The 14,154-nt window shown below is 68.8% G+C and carries 16 protein-coding genes; 10 read left to right on the forward strand and 6 right to left on the reverse strand.

The genetic code is table 11. The features are described from left to right. The 3 genes from SY26_RS08825 to surE are packed head-to-tail and all read right to left on the reverse strand — an operon-like array spanning nt 1 to nt 2,624. Nucleotides 1–1,131: a LysM peptidoglycan-binding domain-containing protein gene (locus SY26_RS08825; protein ID WP_198143128.1), complete on the reverse strand. Its 1,131-nt coding sequence runs from the start codon at nt 1,129–1,131 to the stop codon at nt 1–3. A 36-nt stretch (nt 1,132–1,167) separates the two neighbouring features. Next, nucleotides 1,168–1,818 (reverse strand): protein-L-isoaspartate(D-aspartate) O-methyltransferase, encoded by a 651-nt coding sequence (locus SY26_RS08830; RefSeq protein ID WP_045981481.1) that lies wholly within the window; start codon nt 1,816–1,818, stop codon nt 1,168–1,170. Next, entirely contained in the window at nt 1,815–2,624 is an 810-nt protein-coding gene (gene surE / locus SY26_RS08835) for a 5'/3'-nucleotidase SurE (RefSeq protein ID WP_046000133.1), read from the reverse strand. The genes SY26_RS08830 and surE overlap by 4 nt, the downstream gene beginning before the upstream one ends. A 170-nt stretch (nt 2,625–2,794) precedes the next feature. Between surE and SY26_RS08840 the strand changes: the two genes are divergently transcribed. After that, nucleotides 2,795–3,709, forward strand: a complete 915-nt coding sequence (locus tag SY26_RS08840) for a sulfite exporter TauE/SafE family protein (protein WP_045981483.1) — start codon at nt 2,795–2,797, stop codon at nt 3,707–3,709. Further along, nucleotides 3,706–4,608, forward strand: a complete 903-nt coding sequence (locus SY26_RS08845; protein ID WP_232303299.1) for a TIGR02186 family protein — start codon at nt 3,706–3,708, stop codon at nt 4,606–4,608. Before SY26_RS08840 ends, SY26_RS08845 begins: the two co-directional genes overlap by 4 nt. Nucleotides 4,609–5,437: 829 nt before the next feature. On the opposite strand, the gene SY26_RS08850 is transcribed toward SY26_RS08845, so the two are convergent. Further along, nucleotides 5,438–6,394: an L-malyl-CoA/beta-methylmalyl-CoA lyase gene (locus SY26_RS08850; RefSeq protein WP_046000134.1), complete on the reverse strand. Its 957-nt coding sequence runs from the start codon at nt 6,392–6,394 to the stop codon at nt 5,438–5,440. A gap of 164 nt (nt 6,395–6,558) precedes the next feature. Between SY26_RS08850 and SY26_RS08855 the strand changes: the two genes are divergently transcribed. Continuing rightward, nucleotides 6,559–7,419, forward strand: a complete 861-nt coding sequence (locus tag SY26_RS08855) for a D-amino-acid transaminase (RefSeq protein ID WP_046000135.1) — start codon at nt 6,559–6,561, stop codon at nt 7,417–7,419. Nucleotides 7,420–7,469: 50 nt separating this feature from the next. Here the strand turns inward: SY26_RS08855 and SY26_RS08860 are convergent, their stop codons facing one another. Then, nucleotides 7,470–8,222: an N-formylglutamate amidohydrolase gene (locus SY26_RS08860; protein WP_045981486.1), complete on the reverse strand. Its 753-nt coding sequence runs from the start codon at nt 8,220–8,222 to the stop codon at nt 7,470–7,472. A 98-nt stretch (nt 8,223–8,320) separates the two neighbouring features. Between SY26_RS08860 and pyk the strand changes: the two genes are divergently transcribed. The 5 genes from pyk (at nt 8,321) to SY26_RS08885 (ending at nt 11,013) form a co-directional block, all read left to right on the forward strand. Beyond that, the gene (gene pyk, locus SY26_RS08865; protein WP_046000136.1) at nt 8,321–9,766 is read left to right on the forward strand and encodes a pyruvate kinase; all 1,446 of its coding nucleotides are present in this window, start codon (nt 8,321–8,323) and stop codon (nt 9,764–9,766) included. 30 nt (nt 9,767–9,796) lie between these two features. Continuing rightward, nucleotides 9,797–10,021 carry a hypothetical protein gene (locus tag SY26_RS08870; protein WP_045981488.1) on the forward strand — a complete coding sequence of 75 codons (225 nt, stop codon included), beginning with the start codon at nt 9,797–9,799 and terminating at the stop codon, nt 10,019–10,021. Nucleotides 10,022–10,129: 108 nt separating this feature from the next. Next, the gene (rpmI, locus tag SY26_RS08875; protein WP_042244892.1) at nt 10,130–10,330 is read left to right on the forward strand and encodes a 50S ribosomal protein L35; all 201 of its coding nucleotides are present in this window, start codon (nt 10,130–10,132) and stop codon (nt 10,328–10,330) included. 15 nt (nt 10,331–10,345) lie between these two features. Continuing rightward, entirely contained in the window at nt 10,346–10,705 is a 360-nt protein-coding gene (rplT, locus tag SY26_RS08880) for a 50S ribosomal protein L20 (protein ID WP_045981489.1), read from the forward strand. A 125-nt stretch (nt 10,706–10,830) separates the two neighbouring features. Continuing rightward, the gene (locus tag SY26_RS08885) at nt 10,831–11,013 is read left to right on the forward strand and encodes a CsbD family protein (RefSeq protein WP_046000137.1); all 183 of its coding nucleotides are present in this window, start codon (nt 10,831–10,833) and stop codon (nt 11,011–11,013) included. Between the two features lie 57 nt (nt 11,014–11,070). On the opposite strand, the gene SY26_RS08890 is transcribed toward SY26_RS08885, so the two are convergent. Beyond that, complete coding sequence (locus tag SY26_RS08890; RefSeq protein WP_046000138.1) at nt 11,071–11,679, reverse strand: LysE/ArgO family amino acid transporter; 609 nt, start codon at nt 11,677–11,679, stop codon at nt 11,071–11,073. A 91-nt stretch (nt 11,680–11,770) separates the two neighbouring features. On the opposite strand from SY26_RS08890, the gene SY26_RS08895 reads away from it, so the two are divergent. Both SY26_RS08895 and SY26_RS08900 read left to right on the forward strand, forming a co-directional pair. Then, nucleotides 11,771–12,691: a LysR family transcriptional regulator ArgP gene (locus SY26_RS08895; RefSeq protein WP_046000139.1), complete on the forward strand. Its 921-nt coding sequence runs from the start codon at nt 11,771–11,773 to the stop codon at nt 12,689–12,691. Nucleotides 12,692–12,747: 56 nt separating this feature from the next. After that, entirely contained in the window at nt 12,748–14,103 is a 1,356-nt protein-coding gene (locus SY26_RS08900) for a cytochrome P450 (RefSeq protein WP_046000140.1), read from the forward strand. The last annotated feature ends 51 nt before the right edge of the window (nt 14,104–14,154 follow it).

Below are 14,154 nucleotides of genomic sequence, written 5' to 3' on the forward strand. Positions count from 1 at the left end.
TCAGTTCAGGTACCGCTCGGGGTCGACGCTTTCGAACCCCCGGCGGATCTCGAAATGGACGAAGCCCGCGTCGCCCGCCTGGCCCAGGGATTGTCCCGCGCTGACGCTGTCGCCCTTGGCGACGGCGACATCGCCCAGGTTGGTATAGACGCTCATCAGATCGCCCTCGTGGCGGACCACGATGATCGGCGTGCCCGCGCTGTCGCGGGTGATCGCGGCCACCTGGCCGCTGCCTGCCGCGGTGACCGCCGTGCCGCCCGAGGCCGCGATGTCGATCCCGTCGTTCTGGCCCTTTTCATAGACCCGGATGATTGACCCCTGGACCGGCATGCGGAACTGGCCGCCGCCCGATGCCGCGGTCCGCGTGGATCCCATGTCGGTCTGGGGCGTGTCGGGGGCGGGCGCGCCCGCGGGTGGGGTCTCCTCGGCGGGCAGGGGACGCGTGGCCGATGGCGGGGTCGGGGTCGGGCTGCCCGCGCCGGGGGCGGTCGTGGCCAGCCTGTCGGGTTTCTGGCCGGGCTGCGGCACCAGAAGACGCTGGCCGGTCCGCAGGCTCATGTCGGCCGGCAGGCCGTTCCAGCTGGCCAGATCCTGGACGCTGACGTCATAGCGGCGCGCGATGGCCCAGGCCGTCTCTCCGGCGGCGACGACATGCTCGCCCGGGTTTGCAGCGGCGGCAGGGGCCGGGGCGGCGCGTCGCGCCGTGGGGCTGGCCGGGGCGCTGCCGGCAAAGGGGTCGGTCACGATCGCCGTGCCGCCACCGGTCGCGGCCCCCGCGGGCGCACCGGCGGCGACCTGCGTCGGCAGGACCAGAACCGCACCCGCCAGCAGGGGCGCGTCGGCGGGCAGGGCATTGTGGCCGGCCAAAGCCGCCGCATCCAGCCCAAGCCGGGCGGCGATCGATGCAGGCGTGTCGCCCGCCTGCGCGACCGCGACCTGGCCGCTGGAAAAGCTGATGACGCCGCGCGCGTCGGGCGCCGGACGGGGTGCCGCGGCTGCGGCCGCGGGGGCGGTGTCCATGCCCCCGATCAGCCCGCGCAGGTCGGGGTCGAAACTGCCGTCCGACCCGCAGGCCGTCAGCGCCAGCACGGCCAGCATGGCGCAGCCGGTCCGAATATCACGTCTTGTCATGGTCCTGTCCTCGGCCTGCCTGGTGGTGGCCGGGGGTCATGTCTGGCCCAACCCCTCGACCAGCGGAACGAACCGCACCTGCCGCAACTCGTCGTAATCGAAACCCTCTTGGGTCCGCGTCACGCGGATCAGGGTCTGGACCGCGTCCGACTGTCCGACAGGCACCACCATGATACCGCCGATCTTCAGCTGTGCCAACAGGGGCCCGGGCGGATCCTCGGCCGCGGCGGTCACAAGTATGCGGTCGAAGGGGGCCTGGTCGGGCAGGCCCCGCGATCCGTCGGCCACCTGCGCGATGATGTTGTAGAGGCCCAGTTCGCGAAAGATCGCCTCGGCCTCGTGGACCAGGCGGCGGTGGCGGTCGACGGTGTAGACGCGCCGGCACAGTCCCGACAGGACCGCGGCCTGGTATCCCGAACCGGTGCCGACCTCCAGCACGGTGTCGCGGGGACCGACGTCCAGGGCCTGGGTCATCAGGCCGACGACCGAGGGCTGGCTGATCGTCTGGCCGCAGGGGATGGGCAGGGGGGTGTCCTCATAGGCGCGGTCGGCGAACTGGCCGCGCACGAACAGGCCGCGGTCGATCCCCTCCATCGCGGCCATGACCCGCGGATCGGTGACCCCGCGGGACCGCAGCTGAAAGACGAACCGCATCTTGCGTTCCGCGTCGTCGTCCTCGTCGCTCATTCGGCGGCCCGTGCCAGCGGATTGTCCAGCGCCGCCGCCAGTCGGTCCAGGGACGCGTGGCAGGTCAGGTCCGCCCGCATCGGCGTGACCGAGACGAACCCCTCCATGTTGGCGGCCACATCGGTCCCGTCGCGCGCCGGCGCCTGCTGCGACCCGCCCGCGATCCACATGAACCGGCGCCCGTTCGGCGCGCTGTAGGGCTGGGCGGCAAAGCGCGATCCCTGGCGCTGGCCCTGGGGTGCGACGCGCAGGCCCCGGACCTCCGCGGCCGGGACCGGCGGAAAGTTCACGTTGTAGAACAGGCGGAAGTCGGCATCCGTCGACCAGTCGCCGTGATCCAGAAGGCGGCGGATCACCGCGGCGCCATGCGTGCGCGCGCCTTCGAAGGGGTCGGCAAGGTCCGCGGTGCGCGGGCCCAGGTACTGCGACAGCGCGATCGCGGGAAGGCCCTGCAGCGCGGCTTCCATCGCGCCGCCGATGGTGCCCGAATACATGGCATTCTCTCCGGCATTGTTGCCGCGGTTGACGCCCGACAGCACCAGGTCGGGGGCCGCGCCCACGATGTCGCCCAGTGCCGCCAGCACGCAGTCGGCGGGGCTGCCCTCGGCGGCATAGCGGCGTTCGGCCAGGCGGGCGACCATGGTGGGGTGGGTATAGCTGATGCAATGGCCCACGCCCGACTGCTCGAACGCGGGCGCGACGGTCCAGACCTCGCCATGCGGGCCGGCCAGTTCGGTGGCGATCTGGTGCAGCACCTCAAGGCCCGGGGCGTTGATCCCGTCGTCATTGGTGATGAGAATGCGCATCCTGTCCCCTGTTCCGGCTGACCGCGCCCCTGCGCACGCGGATGTGACCCGATCTGCTTAGCGGGGGCGGCTTTCTGCTTCAACCCGTTCCTGCGCCGCAGGGCGGAAGCGGTTTGACGTCGGGCGCGCCGCGTTGCATCGTGGGACGGTGCGCAACGGGCCGGGATGCGATGCAGATCTTTCTTCCCATCGCCGAAGTCTCGGTCAACGCCTTCACCCTGATGGGGTTGGGCGGGCTGGTGGGCGTCATGTCCGGCCTGTTCGGCGTCGGTGGCGGCTTCCTGATCACGCCCCTGCTGTTCTTCATCGGCATCCCGCCCGCCATCGCGGTGGCGACCGGCGCGAACCAGGTGGTCGCATCGTCGGTGTCGGGCGTGCTGGCGCACATGAAGCGCAAGACCGTCGATTTCCGCATGGGGGGCGTCCTGCTGGCCGGCGGCATGGTCGGATCGGGCCTGGGGGTCGTGGTCTTCAACATCCTGCAGCAGCTGGGCCAGGTCGAGCTGGTCGTCCAGCTGTGCTATGTCGTCTTCCTGGGCCTGATCGGCGCGATGATGCTGCAGGAGAGCTTGCGGGCCTTGTTGCGTGCGCGCCATCCCACGGGGCGGCGGCGCCTGCACCAGCACATGTGGGTCCACCGCTGGCCGCTGAAGGTCAAGTTCCGTGCCTCGGGCCTCTATATCAGCGTCATTCCGCCCCTTCTGGTCGGGGTCGCGGTGGGGGTTCTTGCCGCGATCATGGGCGTCGGCGGCGGCTTCATCATGGTGCCCGCGATGATCTATCTGCTGGGCATGCCCACCAAGGTCGTGGTGGGAACGTCGCTGTTCCAGATCACCTTCGTGACCGCCTTCACCACGCTGATGCACGCGGTCAGCTACAACACGGTCGATGTGATGCTGGCGGTGCTGCTGATCGTGGGCGGTGTCATCGGCGCGCAGATCGGCACCACGCTGGGCGCGCGCCTGCGGGCCGAACAGCTGCGCATCCTGCTGGCGCTTCTGGTGCTGGCGGTCTGCGGCAAGCTGGCGCTGGACCTGTTCCTGACACCTGACGACCTGTTCGTCATTACCACGCGGGGGCAATGATGCGGGGGGTCGTCCTGGCGATGATGCTGGCGCTGCTGCCGGGCGCGCTGATGGCGCAGGGGGCGGGATCGACCATGCCCGCCGACCCGGATGCGGGCCTGATCCCCCCGGTGGACGCCCCCCAGGTCTGGCCGCTGTTCCCCGATCCGGGATCGCCGCGCGGCGATCCGGTCGCCCCCGCCGACCAGGGGGGGGAGCAGGTGGTGGCGGGCCTGTCGAACAGCGCCGTGGCGATCACGACCAGCTTCGATGGCAGCGACATCCTGATCTATGGGGCCGTGCGGCGCGAGACGCCGATTCCCGACGGCCCCCTGGACGTGATCGTGACGATCGAGGCCCCGTCCGAACCGCTGACCATCTGGCAGAAGGCCCGCCGTTTCGGCATCTGGGTCAACACCGAACGCGTCGATGTGGGGGCCGCGCCCAGCTTCTATGCGGTGGCGACGACGCGGCCCCTGGACGACATCCTGGCGCCGGACTGGGACAACCGGTACCGCATCTCGCTGCCGCTTGTGCTGCGCGCCTTTGCCGGCGCCCCCGAGGTCGAGGATACGCTGCCCTATACCCAGGCCCTGCTGCGCCTGCGCCAGCAGAACGGCCATTACCGGATGGAGGAGGGGGCCGTGACCCTGGTCGAGGACACGCTGTTCCGCACAGACATCCGCCTGCCCGCCAACCTGATCGAGGGCGATTACCGCGCCCGCATCTTCCTGCTGCGCGAGGGGGCGGTGATCGACGCCTATGGCGCCGCGATCGAGGTGCGCAAGGTGGGTCTGGAACGCTGGCTGTACCGTTTGGCCTTCGACCAGCCGCTGCTCTATGGCCTAATGTCGCTGGCGGTGGCAGTGATCGCCGGCTGGGGCGCCTCGGCCGCGTTCAGGAAGCTGCGGCGCGCGTGATCGCCGATCATCTTGGCTGCGGGGCAGCGGCGTAGGGTCTCCCTGCAATGTTAATCCCGCGTCCGCACGTCGTCATTGGGCTTACGCTGCAATTGTCCGGGGGCACTGCATGATACAGCTTGCAGCCTTTCTGGCTGTCGAGCCGTCCGGGTATGCCATCCGCGGGATCGATCAGTCGGCCTGACCGGCGGGCCGGCGCATGTGGTCAATGCATCCTATGGCCCAACGTCGTTGATCGTCGAGGCGGAACTGGAGGCTTGGAGCCCGCTCGAATGCACGGCAACGGGCGGTGCAAGATTCAATGTTGGACGACAGACCGCAGACGGCGGCAGCGGAGGGCGGTGCTCGATATTTCAGGGTGACCGACGGCGGGCTCGTCGGATGACTGGAACTGTTCTGGCGTTTGATCGGTGGGAGCAACCCAGAGGGTCATTTTGTCCCTGGCAAGCCGACTTTGGACCTGCATCGGCCGGATGGCGGTAGGAACAGCAATGCTTGCGAATGAGGAACCGCGCTGCGCTTGCGCTTCCGCCGCCACGCGGTAACGCCCGCTAAGGCGACGCACGGGCCGGTGCGCCAGTTGACGGCGCGCGTCGCGTCACCCTTCGGACATACCGGGATGCGCGGTGGGCGGTGCTGCTGGAGTTCGAGGGAAGCAAGGTTCAGGGCGGCTGACCGGGATGGCTGTAGTGGCCGGGACCGTCCATGGTCCGGCCATCGGCAGGCCTCACCCGCGGTCATGCGATAAGGCCCCGCGATCGCGCGCGGGGCCTCTCCTCCCTCGTGGTGCGGGCCGTCCCCCTCCACTGGTCCGGCCCGCGGGGGGTCTTCAGGCGCCGATCAGGTCGGACTGGCGCAGGGTCACCTCGGCCTGCTTGATCGACGCGATGTCGACCAGACGGCCCTTGTAGACGGTGGCGCCGGCGCCTTCGGCCTTGGCCTTCTCCATTGCGGCCAGGATCTCGCGCGCCTCGGTGACGGCAGCCTCGCTGGGCGAGAACACCTCGTTGGCCAGCGCGATCTGGCTGGGATGGATGGCCCATTTGCCGACCATGCCCAATGTGGCGCTGCGCAGGGCTTGGGCGCGGAATCCCTCGGGGTCGCTGAAGTCGCCGAAGGGGCCGTCCACGGGCAGCAGCCCGTGCGTGCGGCACGCCGCGACGATGGCGGTCTGGGCCCAGTGCCACGGATCGGGCCAGTATTTCTGGCCGTCCCGGATCATATAGTAATTCTCCTGCGTGCCGCCGATGCCGGTGGTGGCCATGCCCATGGACGCCGCGAAATCGGCAGCCCCCAGGCTGATCGCCTGCAGGCGCGGGGACGCGGCCGCGATCTCCTCGACATGGCAGATGCCGGCGGCGGATTCGATGATGACCTCGAAGGCGATCGGCTTGGTGCGGCCCTTTGCGCGTTCGATGGCGGTGACCAGCGCATCGACGGCATAGATGTCGGCCGCGCATCCCGCCTTGGGGATCATGATCTGGTCCAGCCGATCACCCGCCTGTTCCAGCAGATCGACCACGTCGCGGTACCAGAAGGGCGTGTCCAGCCCGTTGATGCGCACCGAAAGCGTCTTGGTGCCCCAGTCGACATCATTGATCGCCGCGATGATGTTGGCGCGGGCCTGGTCCTTGTCGGCGGGCGCGACCGAATCCTCAAGGTCCAGATTGATGACGTCGGCGGCAGAGGCGGCCATCTTGGCGAACAGCGCGGGGCGCGATCCGGGGCCGAACAGCTGACAGCGGTTCAAGCGCGCGGGGGGCAGGGGCTGTTGGCGAAAGCTCATGGCAGGGTCCTGTTCGACAAGATTCGGGCCTGCCATCGGTAATAATGTTGCGCTGCGGTTGCAGCAAGCCCTATTTCCGCAATGCGGCATCGGGCGCGGTTCTTGACGCAGCGGGGCTTTGGGCGCAGGACCGGGCCCGAACACGCGACGGCACGGAGGCAGCAATGACGCGGACGGTCTATGTGAATGGCGATTACACCCCTGAGGATCAGGCCATGGTGTCGGTCTTTGACCGGGGGTTCCTGATGGCCGACGGCGTCTATGAGGTGGTCAGCGTGCTGGGCGGCAAGCTGATCGATTTCGAGGGGCACATGGTGCGGCTGAAGCGGTCGCTGTCGGAACTGGCCATCGCCAATCCGCTGTCGGACGACGCGTATCTGGCCGCGCATCGCGACCTTGTGGCGCGGAACGACATCACCGACGGGCTGGTCTATCTGCAGGTGACCCGCGGCAATCCGGGCGACCGCGATTTCGCCTATCCGTCCGCGGATACGGTGCCGACGGTGGTGATGTTCACGCAATCGAAGCCCGGCCTGGCCGACGCCCCCGCGGCCAAGACCGGGTGGAGCGTCGTCAGCGTTGATGACCTGCGCTGGGGTCGGCGCGACATCAAGACGGTGCAGCTGCTGTACCCGTCGATGGCCAAGATGGAGGCCAAGGCGCGCGGTGCGGACGATGCCTGGATGGTCGAGGACGGGCGCGTGACCGAGGGAACCTCGAACAACGCCTATATCGTCAAGGGCAACACGATCGTGACGCGGGAGCTGAGCCACGACATCCTGCACGGGATCACCCGCGCGGCGGTGCTGCGCTTTGCCCGCGAGGCGCAGATGCAGGTCGAGGAGCGCGCCTTCACCATTGCCGAGGCGCAGGAGGCGGACGAGGCCTTCATCACCTCGGCCTCGGCCTTCGTCATGCCGGTCGTGTCGATCGACGGGGCGCGGGTGGGCGCGGGCACGGTCGGCCCGGTGGCCACGCGCCTGCGCGAGATCTATCTGGAAGAGAGCCTGAAGACCGGGGTCTGAGTTGCGTCCTGCGACGGCGGGGGGCCAGCCCCCCGCACCCCCCGGCGTCGTTACAACCCGCTGTCGGCCAGCACCTTCGTGATCACCGGCGCCAGCCTGTCGGCCCAGATCTGCTGGCCTTCGGGGGTGGCGATCAGGTCGTTCCGGACCTCGATCAGCATGTTCGGGCGGCCGTGGCGCAAGGCGTGGCGATCGACGCTGTCGCCGTCCAGATGCCCGTCATAGGGCTGGTTCTCTCCGGTGATCCAGCCCTGATCGCGGCAGGCGGCGACCATCGCGGGGCCAAGGCGCGGATCGGCATGGGAATAGAGGATGCCCACCTGCCACGGCCGCGGCGGGCGCCCCCGCAGCTGCGGCGTGAAGCTGTGGACCGCGCAGATGCAGCGGTCCGGGTGCAGCGCCGCGACCCGGGCCAGCGCGGCATGATAGGGGCGATGCAGCCGGTCCAGCCGGCGCTGGCGTTCGGCCGCGTCCGCCAGGCGGTTCGTCGGGATCACCGTCCCGTCATAGAGCCGCATCAGCAGGGTGGGGTCGTCCTCTCCGCGGTTCGGGTCGATCACCAGGCGCGAGAAATCGGACAGGATCGCCGGCGCGTCCAGCCGTTCGGCCAGCCGTTCGGTCAGCCCGGCCGCGCCGACGTCGTAGGCGATGTGGCGGGCCATGTCGGCGGGCGCGATGCCCAGAGTGCCGCCGCCGACCCAATCGGGCACGCGGTTCGTGGCGTGATCGCAGGTGATCAGCCACCGCGAGGGGCGGTCCTGACCCAGGATGCGGAAGGGCGTCGCTGTCGTGTCATCGGTCATGATGCAGGCTGTCTACGACGGATGGCGGACAGACGCCAGTTGCCGACCATCGGCATTTGCGGCATAGATAGCGCTAAACCTGAGACAAGGGCGGGATGATGAGACGACATCGCAACGTGAAGATCGTGGCAACCCTGGGACCGGCATCATCGTCGAAAGAGATGATCCGCGCCCTGTTCGATGCCGGGGCCGACGTGTTCCGCCTGAACATGAGCCATGGCAGCCATGACGATCACCGGGCACGCCACGACACGATCCGCGAGATCGAGGCCGAGACGGGCCGTCCCATCGCGATCCTGGCCGACCTGCAGGGCCCCAAGCTGCGCGTGGGTCCCTTTGCCGCCGGGCCGCACGAATTGGCCGTGGGCGATCATTTCCGCTTTGACTTGTCGCCCGATCTGGGCGACGCGACCCGCGTCTCGTTGCCGCACCCCGAGATCTTCGCGGCCCTGATCGAGGGGTCGGAACTGCTGGTCAACGACGGCAAGATCCGCCTGACGGTGCAGAAATGCGGCCCCGATTTCGCCGATTGCGTGGTCACGGTCGCAGGTGCGATCAGCGACCGCAAGGGCGTGAACGTCCCGGACGTGGTGCTGCCGCTGGCCGCGCTGTCGGACAAGGACCGCGCCGACCTGGAATTCGCCTGCGAGTTGGGCGTGGACTGGCTGGCCCTGTCCTTTGTTCAGCGCGCCGAGGACGTCGAGGAGGCCAAGACCCTGGCCAAGGGTCGCGCCGCGATCCTGTCGAAGATCGAGAAGCCCGCGGCCGTGCGCGCCTTTGACGAGATCCTGCAGGCGTCCGACGGGATCATGGTCGCGCGCGGCGACCTGGGCGTCGAGCTGCCGGTCCATTCGGTGCCGCCGATCCAGAAGCGTCTGGTCCGCCTGTGCCGCAGCGCCGCCAAGCCGGTGATCGTGGCCACGCAGATGCTGGAATCGATGATCGACAGCCCGATGCCAACCCGCGCCGAGGTCAGCGACGTCGCCAACGCCATCTATGAAGGCACCGACGCCGTCATGCTGTCCGCCGAGAGCGCCGCCGGCAGCTTCCCGGTCGAGGCGGTGCGCACGATGGACAACGTCGCCCGGTCGGTCGAGGCCGACCCGAACTATCGCTCGATCATCGAGGCGGCGCGCAAGGCCAGCCTGTCGTCGGTCCCCGACGCCATCGTGACCGCCGCGCGCGAGATCGCAGAGACAACCGACGTGGCCGCCATCTGCGCCTTCAGCCAGTCGGGCAAGACGATCAGCCTGATCGCCCGGGAACGGCCCCGCGTGCCGATCCTGGCGCTGTCGCCGATCCTGACGGTCACGCGCCGCATGGTGCTGACCTGGGGGACGCATTGCGTGACGACCCCGCGCATGTCGCGCTTCAAGGAGGCCGTGATCATCGGCACCCGCGCCGCCCGCGAATACGGCTTTGCGGATGAGACGCGGCAGGTCGTGGTGATGGCGGGCGTGCCCTTCAACGTGCCGGGCACGACGAACATCCTGCGCATCGCCCCCTGCGATGACCGCTTGATCTTCGCCACCGACCCGGAATAACGCTGGGGCCTTGAAACCCGGGGGGTGGTGATGTCCGATCTTCTTTTGCTGGCAGGGGTTGCCCTGTGCCTTCTGTCCGTGGTGCTGGCGGTGGTCCAGCTGCTGCAGACGCAGCCGCCGCGCGCGGCGATCCTGGCGCTTCTGGGCGGGATCGTGCTGCTGTTCGCGGGTGCCTGGATGGATCCCGAACCCTTCAGCCCGGCCGACATCCCGGCCGCGCTGGACACGGTCACTGGCGGCGCGCCCGCGTCCTGACCCCTTGCGCATTCCCGCGCGCCTGTGTAAGGCGACGCTTCCGTTCCCGTGCGGCCGGCCGACATGGCATTGCCGAGCCGCGCGTTCACTCTGATGAAGGAGATGAAAATGCCGAAGATGAAGACCAAATCCGCTGCCAAGAAGCGGTTCTCGATGACGGCCTCGGGCAAGGTCAAGGCAGGTCAGGCCGGCAAGCGCCACGGCATGATCAAGCGCACGACCAAGTTCATTCGCGACGCGCGCGGCACCACCATCCTGTCGGATGCGGATGCCAAGATCGTCAAGAAATACATGCCCTACGCTCGCTGATCAGGAGAACCACACATGTCCCGCGTTAAATCCGGCAAGGTGACCCACGCCCGTCACAAGAAAGTCCTTGATCAAGCCAAGGGCTACTATGGCGCGCGCTCGCGCAACTTCCGCACCGCCACCCAGGCCGTCGACAAGGCCAACCAGTACGCGACCCGCGACCGCAAGAACCGCAAGCGCAACTTCCGCGCGCTGTGGATCCAGCGGATCAACGCCGCCGTCCGCGCCGTCGATGCCGAGATGACCTATTCGCGCTTCATCAACCTGCTGTCGAAAGCCGGCATCGAGGTTGACCGCAAGGTCCTGGCCGACCTGGCCGTGAACGAACCCGATGCGTTCGGCGCGATCGTGGCACAGGCCAAAGCCGCCGCCTGATCGCGGTCTCAGGATTGCCGCAAAGGCCCGTTCCCGATCCGGGGGCGGGCCTTTGTCATGCGCGGAACCCGCATGCGTGTCGGGCGTTCATTCCCCACAGAGACACACCCATCAAGGAGATCCCCATGGGCGAGATGACCGACAAGGCGAAAGCCGCAGGGAACAAGCTGGCAGGCAACGTCAAGGAGGGCATCGGCAAGATGACCGACAACAAGCGTCTGGAAGCCGAAGGCAAGGCCCAGCAGGCCAAGGGGACCGCACAGAACGTGTCGGGCACCGTCAAGGGCAAGCTGGGCGACGACATCTGATCGTCACCCATTGTCTGGAAAGGCCCCGCGATTGCGGGGCCTTTTTCATGTGGTGCGTCACCTCAGCAGCAGCTTGGCGGCGATGGACCACATGACGACGGCGATCACCGCCTCCAGGATGCGCCAGGCGGTGGGGTTGGCAAAGACCGGCCGCAGCCAAGCGGCGCCATAGCCCAGGGCGAAGAAGAACAGGAACGACCCGGTCACCGCGCCCGCCGCGAACGCGTCGCGGTCCTCTGTGAACCGGGTCGAGATCGTGCCCAGCAACACGACCGTGTCCAGATAGACATGCGGGTTCAGCCATGTCAGCGCCAGGCAGGCCAGCACCGTTCGCCGCAGCCCGCCCGGTCCGCGCCCGCCGCCTGCCTCCAGCGCCCCGGTCGCGCTGATCGCCGCGCGCAGGCTGCGCGCCCCGTACCAGATCAGGAACGCCGCCCCCGCCATGCGCATCACCGGGTCGATCCAGGGCAGCAGCTGGGCGATGCGGCCAAAGCTGGTGACGCCCAGCACGATCAGCACCGCATCCGACAGCGCGCAGGTCAGGCAGACCGCCAGCACGTGATCCCCGCGCAGGCCCTGGCGCAGCACGAAGGCGTTCTGCGCACCGATCGCCACGATCAGGCTGAGGCCCGTCATCAGGCCGGTCAGAAAGATCGCAGGGCTCATGGGGCGTCTCCGGTCATGGGGTCGCGGTTGATCTAGCCGTCCGTGGCGGATTAGACAAACTCATGCTGCTAAGGGCGGGTAAGGAAAACTGATGCTGGATTATGCCGCTGCCCGTGCCGTGGCGACGATCGTGCGGACCGGCAGCTTCGAGGCCGCGGCGCGGGCCCTTGGGGTGACGCCTTCGGCGATCTCGCAGCGGGTCCGCAATCTGGAGGAGCGGTTGGGCACCGTCCTGATCCGTCGCGGACAGCCCTGTACCGCGACCGAGGCCGGAGCGCGCCTGTGCCGCCACATGGACCATGTGGGCATGCTGGAACAGACCTTGGCGCAGCACCTGCCGGGGATGGCCGACGGGGATGCCGCGCGGGTCACGGTGACGATCGCGACGAATGCCGACAGCCTGGGCACCTGGCTGATGCCCGCCCTGGCCGCCCATGCGCGCGACAGCGGGCACCTGTTCCAGATCGCCATCGACGACGAACAGCACACCGCCGATGGGCTGCGGCAGGGCAGGGTGCTGGCCGCCGTGACATCGCTGGACAGCCCGGTGCAGGGCTGCGCGGTGCGGCCCCTGGGGCGGCTGCGCTATCACGCGACGGCCAGCCCCGATTTCATGCGGCGGCATTTCCCTGACGGGGTGACGGCGGCGGCGCTGGCAGGTACGCCGGCGCTGGCCTTTGATCGCAAGGACGGGCTGCAGCTGGCTTGGGTCCGACAGGTCACGGGGCAATCGCCGGTGCTGCCCGCGCATGGCCTGGCCTCGACCCAGGGTTTCGTGGATGCGTGCCGCGCGGGGCTGGGCTGGGGGCTGAACCCGGAGATGCTGGTCGCCGATGATCTTGCCTCGGGTCGGCTGGTGCAGATGGTGCCGGGCACGCCGCTGGATGTGTCGCTGTACTGGCAGATAGGGCGGCTGGCTGCGGATCGGCTGTCCGGGCTGACGCGCGCGGTGCAGGCGGCGGCGGTCGCGGCCCTGCTGCCCGCGACATCTGGGCCGCTGTCCAACGGTTGACCCGCAGCCCCCGCGGCCCCAGCTTTGTAGGACAGCCCCAGCCAGAGGCCGCCGCCATGTTCGACCTGCCCCAAGCCGATCCCGCCAAGGTGCCGTTGGCGACCGTCCCCCTTGGCCTGTGGGGCACGGCCATGACCGCGCGCCGCAATGTGCTGGAACTGATCCCTGCCATTGCCACGCGCCAGCCCATCGTGTCGGGCAAGACCGGCGTCAGCTGGCACATGGTGATGGACCCGACTGCCCTGCGCCGGATCCTCAAGGAGAAGCTGGACGACTATCCGAAATCGGTGACGACCAAGCTGATCCTGAACCCGGCCATCGGTGACAGCCTGTTCGTGGCCGAGGGTGCGCATTGGCGCTGGCAGCGCCGCGCCGCCGCCCCGGCCTTTGCACAACGCCATGTCGAGGCGCTTGGCCCAGTGATGACCGCCGCCGCCGAGGCGTCCTGCCGCCGTCTGGCGGGCGCGCGCGGCCCGGTCGATCTGTTCGAGGAGACGGTGGCCGCCACCTTCGACGTGATTTCCGATGTGACCTTTTCCGGCGACGGGATGTTCGATCGCGATGCAGTGCATCAGTCGATCGACGCCTATATTGCGCAGACGGCCAAACTGTCGCTGATGGACGTGCTGGGCATGCCCGCCTGGCTGCCGCGGCCGGGGCGGCTGTTTTCCGGTCCGGGGCTCAAGCGGATGAAGGCCATCGCCGACCAGTCCATCGCCACCCGCGCGCAAGCCGCCGAAAAGCACGGGCCGCCCGACTTGCTGGACCTGTTGCTGGTCGCGCAGGACCCCGAGACCGGGCGCACGATGACCCGCGACGAGTTGCGCGACAACCTGCTGACGTTCATCGTGGCGGGGCACGAGACGACCGCCCTGACGCTGGCATGGGCGCTGTATCTGATGGCCTTCGCCCCCGACATCCAGGAGGCCGCCGCCGAGGAGGCGCGCCGTGCCTTGGGCGACCGCGCCGCCACCGCCGCCGATCTGGGCGCGCTTCCCCTGACCATGCGCATCGTGAACGAGACGTTGCGCCTGTACCCGCCCGCGGCCTTCCTGTCGCGCACCGCCCAGGCCCGCGACACGCTGTGCGGGCGCCAGATCAATCCCGGCGATACGGTCATGATGCCGATCTATGCGCTGCACCGGCATCACCTGCTGTGGGACCGGCCCGACGCCTTCGACCCCGACCGCTTTCTGACCGCGCCCGACCGCTATGCGTTCCTGCCCTTCGGGGCGGGGCCGCGCATTTGCATCGGCGCCAGCTTTGCCCTGCAGGAGGCGGTGATCATCCTGTCGACGCTGCTGGCGCGGTTCCGCTTTGCCCGCGTGCCGGGGCGAGAGCCGCGGCCGCGCATGATCCTGACGCTGCGCCCCGAAGGCGGGGTCTGGCTGACCGTGACGCCCCGCGACTAAGCGGCTTGCGATTGCTCACATGGCTGTTACAGACTGCCCCTTGAAAAGGCA

The sequence above is a fragment of the Paracoccus sp. 228 genome, assembly GCF_000967825.1.
Classification (GTDB): domain Bacteria; phylum Pseudomonadota; class Alphaproteobacteria; order Rhodobacterales; family Rhodobacteraceae; genus Paracoccus; species Paracoccus marcusii.

Bases quoted from the DNA above. Each gene is read 5' to 3' on its own strand.
- SY26_RS08825 (WP_198143128.1), bottom strand. From the start codon at position 1,131: ATGACAAGACGTGATATTCGGACCGGCTGCGCCATGCTGGCCGTGCTG.
- SY26_RS08830 (WP_045981481.1), bottom strand. From the start codon at position 1,818: ATGAGCGACGAGGACGACGACGCGGAACGCAAGATGCGGTTCGTCTTT.
- surE (WP_046000133.1), bottom strand. From the start codon at position 2,624: ATGCGCATTCTCATCACCAATGACGACGGGATCAACGCCCCGGGCCTT.
- SY26_RS08840 (WP_045981483.1), top strand. From the start codon at position 2,795: ATGCAGATCTTTCTTCCCATCGCCGAAGTCTCGGTCAACGCCTTCACC.
- SY26_RS08845 (WP_232303299.1), top strand. From the start codon at position 3,706: ATGATGCGGGGGGTCGTCCTGGCGATGATGCTGGCGCTGCTGCCGGGC.
- SY26_RS08850 (WP_046000134.1), bottom strand. From the start codon at position 6,394: ATGAGCTTTCGCCAACAGCCCCTGCCCCCCGCGCGCTTGAACCGCTGT.
- SY26_RS08855 (WP_046000135.1), top strand. From the start codon at position 6,559: ATGACGCGGACGGTCTATGTGAATGGCGATTACACCCCTGAGGATCAG.
- SY26_RS08860 (WP_045981486.1), bottom strand. From the start codon at position 8,222: ATGACCGATGACACGACAGCGACGCCCTTCCGCATCCTGGGTCAGGAC.
- pyk (WP_046000136.1), top strand. From the start codon at position 8,321: ATGAGACGACATCGCAACGTGAAGATCGTGGCAACCCTGGGACCGGCA.
- SY26_RS08870 (WP_045981488.1), top strand. From the start codon at position 9,797: ATGTCCGATCTTCTTTTGCTGGCAGGGGTTGCCCTGTGCCTTCTGTCC.
- rpmI (WP_042244892.1), top strand. From the start codon at position 10,130: ATGCCGAAGATGAAGACCAAATCCGCTGCCAAGAAGCGGTTCTCGATG.
- rplT (WP_045981489.1), top strand. From the start codon at position 10,346: ATGTCCCGCGTTAAATCCGGCAAGGTGACCCACGCCCGTCACAAGAAA.
- SY26_RS08885 (WP_046000137.1), top strand. From the start codon at position 10,831: ATGGGCGAGATGACCGACAAGGCGAAAGCCGCAGGGAACAAGCTGGCA.
- SY26_RS08890 (WP_046000138.1), bottom strand. From the start codon at position 11,679: ATGAGCCCTGCGATCTTTCTGACCGGCCTGATGACGGGCCTCAGCCTG.
- SY26_RS08895 (WP_046000139.1), top strand. From the start codon at position 11,771: ATGCTGGATTATGCCGCTGCCCGTGCCGTGGCGACGATCGTGCGGACC.
- SY26_RS08900 (WP_046000140.1), top strand. From the start codon at position 12,748: ATGTTCGACCTGCCCCAAGCCGATCCCGCCAAGGTGCCGTTGGCGACC.